This is a genomic window from Geminocystis sp., assembly GCF_041753295.1.
Lineage (GTDB): Bacteria > Cyanobacteriota > Cyanobacteriia > Cyanobacteriales > Cyanobacteriaceae > Geminocystis.
This window is the reverse complement of sequence record NZ_JBGSUU010000073.1, coordinates 1-9910: the sequence shown is the minus strand read 5'-3', so window position 1 is coordinate 9910 and position 9910 is coordinate 1. Positions and strand designations below refer to the sequence as shown.

The following is a 9910-nucleotide window of genomic DNA, read 5'->3' as shown; positions in this document are numbered from 1 at the left end:
ACAAAGATGATTTTGCTTTCCTTTTTTAATTCCATTTTTGTGAATATGTTTAGACCCGCACTCTGGACATTGTATCATTTTTTTATTTTTGATAATTTGACCCCTTTATCTAAAAATCATACCTTAATTCAGCAACGCCCTATTATCTAATATTCTGACTAGGATTTGTTCTGATTTTGATTTTCTTTTGTACAATAATTAATAAAAGATAAATTATGAATAAATAAATCATTACCAACAATGGAATTAGCATACATCAATCCTCCTTAATTGATATTTTGGGTTATGTTAAATAAAGAAAATAATCAATACTAGATAGTATTAATAATAATATTTTGACGTTGGTTGATAAAGTATATTTCTTTAGCTTGGCTAATCAAATAAAATTCTCTCTAAGATTAAATTTCTCAGATAAAATACATCCTTTTTACTGACAAGTTTTTATAAAGATGCAAAATCTGAATTCACCACAGTAAATATGACTCATATTTGAAAAGATGATTTAACTACCTAGAGTCAAATTCATCGTTAAATATTAATGAGTTAATTTTTATCAGAAAACATAGCAATAACGTAGTAAATTAGATGACATAAGTTTATCAAGACATCTTTTATCTACAATAATTGACTCTCCAAAAAGTACCTGAGAGTTTTTATTACCAATAATAATAAAATAACATAAATTAAGACTTGTATGGAAGATCTAAAAAACTTTTTTCTTGAGGGATAAACCTTTAATTATCAGCATTTTTATGATTACTGCCTTCAAAGCTGACAAAAAAATAACTGATTTACTCTCTCACTAGGCGAAATCATAGCTTAAAATAACAATAAGATATATTAACTTTCGTAAACTATTTTTATAAAAAACTACTTATAAATGACAACTGCAACCTCTCTATTTGCCCCCGTAGAAAATGATTTATCCCTGCTAATTAATAACTTAACCTCCTTAGTAGAAGCACAACACCCCATTTTAGGGGCGGCTGCAGAACATTTGTTCAGTGCTGGGGGGAAAAGAATTCGCCCTGCTATAGTTTTGTTAGTTTCTCGTGCTACAATGAATGGTGAAGATATAACTACTAGACATAGACGTTTAGCAGAAATCACAGAAATGATACATACTGCAAGTCTTGTTCATGATGATGTAGTAGATGATGCACAATTAAGAAGACAAGTGCCTACGGTAAATACTCTTTTCGGTAATCGCATTGCAGTATTGGCAGGAGATTTTTTATTTGCACAATCTTCGTGGTATTTGGCGAATTTGGATAATCTTCAAGTGGTTAAATTATTGTCGGAAGTTATTAGAGATTTTGCAGAAGGTGAAATTCAGCAAGGTTTAGGTTGTTTTGATACTGATGTAAGTTTAGAAAAATATTTACAAAAAAGTTATTTAAAAACTGCTTCTTTAATTGCGAATAGTGGTAAAGCGGCGGCGGTTTTAAGTAATACAGGAGAAGAAATCGCCAATAAAATTTATAGTTATGGGCGTAATCTTGGTTTAGCTTTTCAAATTGTTGATGATATATTCGATTTTACTGCCTCTGAAGAAGTTTTAGGTAAACCTGTTGCCTCTGATTTGGCTAGTGGAATTATTACTGCCCCTGTATTATTTGCGATGACAGAAAAACCTGCTTTGAAAATTTTAATTGAGAGAGAATTTAGTGAAGAAGGAGATTTAGCTCAAGGTTTAGAATTAGTCCATAATAGTAATGGTATCGAAAAATCTAGGGCTTTGGCTTTTCAACATAGTCAATTAGCTTTGCAAGATTTACAATGTCTGCCAAAATCTCCAGCTACAGACTCTCTTAAGGAGTTAACAGATTATGTTTTAAGTCGCATTAAATAGATTTCTCCAAAAATTTTTATCTTTTCGTAGTAAGAGTTTTAACCCTGCTAGAGAAGATAGATGTCTATATCGAAAAAAAAGGAAATAGTAATTTTAAGCCAACATTGGATTGCACGGGTTAAGATTATTAATTCCTCACAATTATACTTCCATAAAAAAAATTTCAGAAATTTTGAAAAATAGTGCATAAATTCATAAAACGACACTGATAAGTAGATAAGGAAACCAAGTTTGAGGAGAATTACCTTAATCTACTTTATGAAAATGCAAAAACGCACTAATCTTGTGACGCAGTTTTCTTCCTTTCTCTATGTGAAAGAGGAATCCTCTTCTCTGATTACCTACTGGAAAATAACCCCAGAATTACAGCGAAATATGGAGTTGTTACTTAAACAACAGATAATTTGTGCTGAAGAAGATAAAATTGCCCAAGAATTTTTACAGTGGTTAAAAAATAATCAAGATCAACTTAAATATAAACATTTAATTGCTTATTTACAAGAATCTTGTTTTTTTGCTAGTAAAAAAGTCTATCAAAGATTGCAAAATTATTGGGATTTATTTACTTGGCTAGATTATTTTCAGTGGGCAAATTTATTAGTTTCTTCTCCTGTACAATTATTGTCTAAATATGATAGTAATTTTAAGTTTAAATTAACTACTTATGCCACCAATAAAATAGAATGCCAATTAATTGATCAAGCCTATAAATATATGGGGTGGGAAAGGGCTTCAGATTGGGGATTATTAAGACAATTAAATGTTTCTAATAGAAGAAAATGTTTAGAAAAAATAGGGGGTTTAAAAGGACATAATTTACAAAAATATTTACTTATTTGGGAATGTTTTAATCTTATTTATCAACCTCGTGTAATGAGTAAAAATAAGCAATTACAATGTCCTTCTTCTTCTCATTATACACAAATTAGTAATGAATATAATTTTCTAATTACTAAACAAGGTAATATTTTTTCTTCTATAAATTCAGATGATTGTGAAGCAATTTTATTAAGTTGTATTGATTTTGCTCGTCAATATTGTAACCCTCGTACAATTATTTCTGATAAATATCTTGATAATTTAAGTGAAGATATTAGCCTAGATTTTCAAGAAGAAAAAGATTATCAGCAGACACAATGGGATTTAGTTAATAATATTTTAACTACGACTTTCTCTCAACTTACTATGGCACAAAAAATTCTATTTTACTTATGGAAAGGTATAGAAATAACTCAAATAGAAATAGTGTTAGTTATGTCTAAAAACTATCCTAATTTTGTTACTCAACAGTATCAATTAGCTAGAGAAATTAAGTTAGTCAGAAAAATATTACTAGAATCTCTCATCGAAAAAATATTAGTTGAGCAAAAAGTTAAGTTAACAAAAGCAAAAATAACTGATTTTAAAACACCTTTAGATAGTTGGTTACAACAACATTGTAAACAGTTTTTATCTACTAAAATATCTCTTATATATGAGTCTTTATCTATGGAAGAAAAAGAAAATATTAAGCAGTATTTAATCAATAAAAATTGGAGTTTTAATACTAAAATTGATAATCAGTTTTGTCTTAAAATTGCTAATCTTTTTCAAGAGAATATTCAATTAGAATTCAATTTAATATTTCCTGAAACTGAGCATATAAAAGTTAGTTTTATTCATTTAATTGAAGAATGGATGACTAACTATACTCATCTTTTAATCAATAATAGTTAATTTTCAAATCATGACTCTTGTAGATAACAAAAAAATTAATATTATGTCTTTAGATTTATTTACAGCTTTTAATTCTGAGCATTTATGGTTAAAATTTTCTCCAGAAGATTTAGCAAAAGCCCAGGAAATTTCTGAAAGTTGTTCTCTTAATGGAGGCAGACATCAAGCTATGTTAAATGCACTTTCTTCCCTCTGTTTATTAAAATGGTTAAAAATAACTTATCAAGAGGTTAATGACATTAAATTAGAGTTAGATAATTATAATTTATCGACTATGTGGGAATTTGTTAATGGCACTCCTATTGTTATTAATAATAACTCTACTCGTTTAATTTTATTACCTCAAGAAAGTGATGATTTAACTGAGTTAAATATTTCTCAAGAATGGGTAGATATTCCTCGTTTTCGTGGAGATTATTTTTTACCTGTACAAATTAACTTAGAAAATGGTTGGTTAAGATTTTGGGGTTTTATTACCTATGAAGATATTAAAAATTCAGGTATTTATAATGATACTTTTTATCAATATATTTTATCTGAATATTTAGTGGAAGGAGATATTAATTTATTATTTATATTTGAAAAATATGCTCTTTCTTCTAAGGCTAAATACCAACCTTTACCAATATTATCAGATTCTGAAAAAAACCATTTATTGTTACAATTAAGACAAGTTAATAGCCTAACAGTACGTCATCATTGTAATTTTATCCAGTGGGCAGCAATATTTGGTGATGATGTTTATCGTCAACATCTTTATCAACAATATCAACCCATTAGTTTAGGCGCATGGCTACATCATAATTTTAATCAAGCCTATACCCAAGGATGGCAACATTTTCGAGATTTGGCACAAAGTCTTGAGTTGATAAATGATTTTCCTTCTCTTCCTCCTAATGGTATTATTATGCGTTCGGGAGAAATTAATCTACAATATATTTATGAGCTTCATGATGAACAACAATTGAAATTCGCCGCACAACGATTAAGTATTCTTTCCCCTGATAGTATATATAAACATCAAGCACTACAGGCTCTTAACTATATCATGAATAAATCCCATGATGATGAGACTCGTTGGAATGCTGCCGAAGGTATCTGGCGTTTAGAGCCTAATAATCCTAATGCCGGGTTATGGTGTGGTAAGCGCATTAATCTCGGTGTTGATGTCAATGGCTTTTCTTTAGCTTTAGTTATCGGTTTATTGCCTAAGTCTGACACTGAAAATAGTATCTTTTTCCGTCTTTATGGTATTAATGATTCTTATACTTTACCCCTTAATCTTAAAGTTAATATTATGGATGAAAATACTCATATCTTTAAACAGTTAGTAGCTCGTGTAGGCGATCGCTTACTACAATATAAATTCTGGGGTAAAAAAGGTGAGTATTTTTGGATACAAATTAACTGCGGTACAACTAATTTAAGTGAGGGTTTTATTATTTAACTAGAAATGATTAATTAATTCTATATTTTGCGAAACATTAGTTAATTGATTAAAAGGGAAGACTGCCTAAAATTCCCTCCATTTTTTTGTAAATTTCCATTAAGCGATCGCCATTAAGATGAACTTCTGTGGTAGGGTAATTTTGGGCTACTTCCATGATACTGAGATTATTGTCTTTTAAAGCAGATGTAACTACAGCGCCTCGTAAAGATTCACGACTAGCTTTTTGAGTAGGAGTGGTAATTACCTGTGCAAAACCATCTAAAATAAATTCACCGAATGGATTATTTAAAATTTTCGATAACATCACGCCATTGACAGGAATTTTTCGACAAAGAGTATTTTTGACATTTTCAGGTTTTTGATTTGCCAACCTCAAAAAATAACTTAAAGCCGAAGAAGTTTCTCCCGTTTCACAAAATACCGTTAAATCTTCTACGGGGATAGATTGGCGCAACATACTATATTTTAAAATAATTTCCTCTGCCGCTATAGCTTTAGGAAAAGGAATCAAGACAAAAGTTAGAAAGATGGAAAGAAACAGACAATAACGAGTTAAAGAAAACATCTACAATAGTTGATAATAATAATTAAATGTACCTGAAAAGACGAAAATCTTATCAAAAAGTTCTTGACAATTAACAATTAAAAATTAACCACAGACAATTAAATTTTATTAATATTAATATCTAAGGTTTTTTCACACTAATTACTAATTTTATGATTTAATTATGAAGAGTCCAAATTCTGCTATTATGCAGTCTATCGAAGAATTAAACTATCGAGTTACCATAGGGGATGTTGCTACAAAATCAGGGTTAGATGTAAAATTTGTGCAACAAGAATTATTAAATATTGCAGCAGAAACTAACGGTAATTTACAAGTAGCAGAAACAGGAGATATAGCTTACTTATTCGCTCCTAATTTTCGGAGTATTTTAAGAAATAAATATTGGCAATTACGTTGGCAAAAATGGTTACAAAAAGCATGGAGAATTATCTTTTATTTAATTAGAATATCCTTTGGAATTTTACTGGTTTCTTCTATTATTTTAATGTTGATAGCCATTGTGATAATTGTATTAGCTATTAATAGTAAAAGTGATGATGATAATAATAACAGTAACTCTGGAAGACAAAGAGGAGGATTTTTTTTTCTACCACGTTTTTGGTTTACCCCTGATATTTTCTGGATATTTACCCCTAATTATCAACAAAGACGTTATCAAAGACAACAAAGTAATTCCTCTGAAAATGAGCTTAATTTTTTAGAATCAATTTATTCTTTTCTTTTTGGTGATGGTAATCCTAACCCTAATTTTGAGGAGAAACGTTGGCAAGGAATAACTACAATAATTGAAAATAATAATGGTGCTATCATAGCAGAACAATTAGCACCTTATTTGGATAATATTGATATTTATAATGAAAGAGACGAAGGTTATATTTTACCTGTTTTAATCCGTTTTAACGGTTATCCTCAAGTATCAGAAAAAGGAGAGATTATTTATTATTTCCCCGAGTTGCAAGTTAAAGCAGAAAAAAGAGAAAAAATAGCCGTTTCTTCTTATTTAAAAGAAAATTTATGGCAATTTAGTTTAGCGACTAGCACTCAAAAAATATGGGCGATCGCTTTAGGTGCTGTTAATATAGTATTAGCTTTAGTATTAGGCTCATTATTAACCCCAGAAATAGCCCAAGAAATAGGAGGTTTGATCTTATTTGTTGACTTTCTTTATCCCTTATTATTAACCTATGGTATCAGTTATTTAACTATTCCATTAATTCGTTATTTTTGGTTACAAAAGCGAAATAATCAAGTAAATAAAAGAAATTATCAAAGGGAAGAAAGAGCAAATCTACTGACATCAAATCAAGAATTAGAGTTAAAAATTAATTATGCTCAAGAATTTGCAAATCAAACAATTATTACTCAAGAAAATTTAGCTTATTCTACGGAAAAAGATTTATTAGATCAAGAATTAGAACAAAGAGATAAAATTGATGAACAATGGAGAAAAAGACTTGATAATTGATTATTTTAAGTACTTATTACTAATTAATAATCCTAACATTTAAACCATTATTCTTTAGAGATTGAGATACTTCTTCGGCTTTTTCTGAAAAACTAAAAACACCTACTTGCAACATTTTTATACCTTGAAAATTAGTGAAAAATGCTTCAGGATATAGGGATTTTACTTGAGATTCTTGATTTTTATTATCAACTTTAACTAAAACTTTATAAATATTATTTGTTTTGGTTGTAAGAGAAGATATTGTAGGTGAAGTAATAGGATTTGAAGGAATTATTTTAGAGTTTTGAGAGTTATTTCCCTGTGGAGTAGAAAAAACTAAAATATCATTTAAACTTCTTCTTTTATTAACAGAATGAATAGTCTCACTATTAGGATTATTATTAATTTCTAGGGGAGTTAAATTAATATTTCTGGGAGTGTTATTAACATTATTACTAGAATTTATGAGTTTTTTTTGCTCTACATTATTAGGAGTTTCATCAAGAGGAGAAAAATTCGTTGATGGCATATTATTGTTACCATTATCTATAGTAAAATTATCATTTTGTTTACTATAAGGTTGTGATAAAGGAGGTATATTTGGTAAAGTCTGATTAGATTTGATTAAATTTCCAGAAACTACAGGGGGAGGATTAGGAGTCGGATTACCATTAACAAATATTTCTCCCATGGTGTAATTTTGATTTTGTGTGGGAAAACTTTGATTCTTATTAGTATTAGAGGGAGAATTTGTTTTGATTGATTGTGATTCCATTGGCATTGTGCCACTACCAGAATCATTATAGGGATCGATCATAATTTCTGTGTTTGCTGATACCATCCCACATTGATTTATTAAGGTAAAAAAACTGACACTAGCAATAAATGAATGTATCAAAAAATTAGGCAATAATTTATAACTTAAACATTGTGTGGATTGGTTAATATTCATAACAATAAAATTTTAAAAATCTTTGGGATAAATAATTATAGTTGATAAAATCAGATTTGTGAATATTTACTAAAAAGCTGTAAAAAAAAACAAATTAATTATTTTAATTTAACCTAAAAAATCAAAAAAAATGCCATTTTGTTCCTAATTTATTTCTTAATTCTTAATTTTTTATGCACTTCGTAAAGCTACAATAGGATCTAGTTTAGCTGCTTGTTGCGCAGGAACTACACCAAAAAATAACCCAATTCCTCCAGATACTCCCACCGCTAAACTGATAGTTGTATAAGAGATATTTGTTGGTAGAGGAGAAACCAAACCAATGATAGTCAAGCCACCTACCCCAATTAATGTCCCAACAACCCCTCCCACTACGGAAATGATAATAGCTTCAATTAAAAATTGTAACAAAATGTTATTTTCTGTAGCTCCGATGGCTTTTCTCAACCCTATTTCTTGAGTTCTTTCACTGACAGAGACTAACATGATATTCATTACCCCTATACCTCCCACTAATAAAGAGATAGCGGCGATCGCACCTAACATCATAGTCAATCCTCCTGTAACAGTGCCAACAATACTGAGAATATCTTTTTGAGTCTCTACCCGAAAATCATCTTCCCCAACAATTTTATGTCTTAAACGGAGTAAATTTTCAATTTGAAATCTAGCGGCGGTTATATCATTGGGATCTTTAGCGGTAACATTAATAATAGTTAATTCTAATCCGTATTGTGAAGTTTTCCCTACAATTTGATTAGCCATAGTCGTTAAGGGAATATATAAAATATCGTCCTGATTTGTCCCTAAAAACGAGCCTTTAGACTCCATAATACCGATTATCTCAAAAGAAACATTTTTGATTCTTAAGCGTTTTCCGATGGGGTTTTGATTGGGGAAAAAATTTTCAGCTATTTCTGAACCTATTACAACTACTTTGTGATTACGTTTTAAATCTGATGAATCTATAAATCTTCCTTTGGCTACTTTAAAACTACGAACCGTTAAAAATTCTGGAGTTGCACCAATAATGGAATTATTATTATTTTTATTACCATAGGTGACAATTAAACGAGAACTAATTTGAGGTGCGACTTCTGTAATACTTGGTACTTGCTCGGCAATGGCTTTGGCATCATCTAAAACTAAGGTTCTCGGAGTTTCAAAAGTAGTACGACGGGATTCTCTATTACCAGGAATAATAAATAATACATTAGCACCTAAAGATTCAAATTGATCTGAAGCTAATTTTTGTGCAGCTTGGCCAATACCTATCATAGAAATTACGGAAGCATTACCAATAATAATTCCTAACATAGTTAAACTACTACGCATTTTATTCGCTAGTAAAGTAGTTATAGCCATTTTGACACTATCAGTAATTTTCATATTTTAGTTTCGGAGAATGAATAATTAACAATTAATAGCACAAATCCCCCATAGGAGTTAACACAAAAAGGTAATAAGCGATAAGATTCATTGAATAGGTAATATTTTTGCTAATTTGCGTATTGACAGCAAAAAGCACCCCCTAAATTAATAGAGAGTGCCTTTTGATATTATTTAGTTTTTTAAACTATAACCTAACCGTTGATTACAGGTGCAGAAACTGGTTGTACACTTGCTAAGTCTAAGGGGAAGTTGTGAGCGTTACGTTCATGCATTACTTCGATACCGATGTTTGCACGGTTTAACACATCTGCCCAAGTTCCAATTACATGACCTTGACTATCTAAGATAGACTGGTTGAAGTTGAAACCGTTCAAGTTGAAGGCCATGGTACTTACACCCATTGCGGTGAACCAAATACCAATTACAGGCCATGCACCTAAGAAGAAGTGTAACGCGCGGCTATTGTTGAAAGAAGCATATTGGAAGATTAGACGACCAAAGTATCCGTGTGCTGCTACGATGTTGTAGGTTTC

At 30.0% G+C, this 9910-nt stretch carries 7 protein-coding genes and 1 pseudogene; 4 read left to right on the top strand and 4 right to left on the bottom strand.

The window, feature by feature from the left end; all coding sequences use genetic code 11:
* The first annotated feature begins 880 nt into the window (after positions 1 to 880).
* From sds to ACEW8E_RS08240, 3 genes are all read left to right on the top strand, one after another.
* Positions 881 to 1852 (top strand): solanesyl diphosphate synthase, encoded by a 972-nt coding sequence (sds, locus tag ACEW8E_RS08250; protein WP_373479865.1) that lies wholly within the window; start codon positions 881 to 883, stop codon positions 1850 to 1852.
* 258 nt (positions 1853 to 2110) lie between these two features.
* The gene (locus tag ACEW8E_RS08245; RefSeq protein ID WP_373479864.1) at positions 2111 to 3568 is read left to right on the top strand and encodes a sigma-70 family RNA polymerase sigma factor; all 1458 of its coding nucleotides are present in this window, start codon (positions 2111 to 2113) and stop codon (positions 3566 to 3568) included.
* Between the two features lie 43 nt (positions 3569 to 3611).
* On the top strand, positions 3612 to 5015 hold the full coding sequence (locus tag ACEW8E_RS08240; RefSeq protein WP_373479863.1) for a DUF1822 family protein: 1404 nt from the start codon (positions 3612 to 3614) through the stop codon (positions 5013 to 5015).
* 49 nt (positions 5016 to 5064) lie between these two features.
* Here ACEW8E_RS08240 and ACEW8E_RS08235 read toward each other — a convergent pair whose 3' ends face one another.
* Entirely contained in the window at positions 5065 to 5583 is a 519-nt protein-coding gene (locus tag ACEW8E_RS08235) for an alpha/beta hydrolase (RefSeq protein WP_373479862.1), read from the bottom strand.
* Positions 5584 to 5746: 163 nt separating this feature from the next.
* Here ACEW8E_RS08235 and ACEW8E_RS08230 point away from each other — a divergent pair, with 163 nt between their 5' ends.
* On the top strand, positions 5747 to 7051 hold the full coding sequence (locus ACEW8E_RS08230) for a hypothetical protein (protein ID WP_373479861.1): 1305 nt from the start codon (positions 5747 to 5749) through the stop codon (positions 7049 to 7051).
* Between the two features lie 19 nt (positions 7052 to 7070).
* Here the strand turns inward: ACEW8E_RS08230 and ACEW8E_RS08225 are convergent, their stop codons facing one another.
* From ACEW8E_RS08225 to ACEW8E_RS08215, 3 genes and pseudogenes are all read right to left on the bottom strand, one after another.
* Complete coding sequence (locus ACEW8E_RS08225; RefSeq protein ID WP_373479860.1) at positions 7071 to 7850, bottom strand: hypothetical protein; 780 nt, start codon at positions 7848 to 7850, stop codon at positions 7071 to 7073.
* Between the two features lie 306 nt (positions 7851 to 8156).
* Positions 8157 to 9374, bottom strand: a complete 1218-nt coding sequence (locus ACEW8E_RS08220; protein WP_373479859.1) for an ABC transporter permease — start codon at positions 9372 to 9374, stop codon at positions 8157 to 8159.
* A gap of 194 nt (positions 9375 to 9568) precedes the next feature.
* Positions 9569 to 9910 (bottom strand): annotated as a pseudogene (locus ACEW8E_RS08215) (photosystem II q(b) protein); the annotation flags it as partial.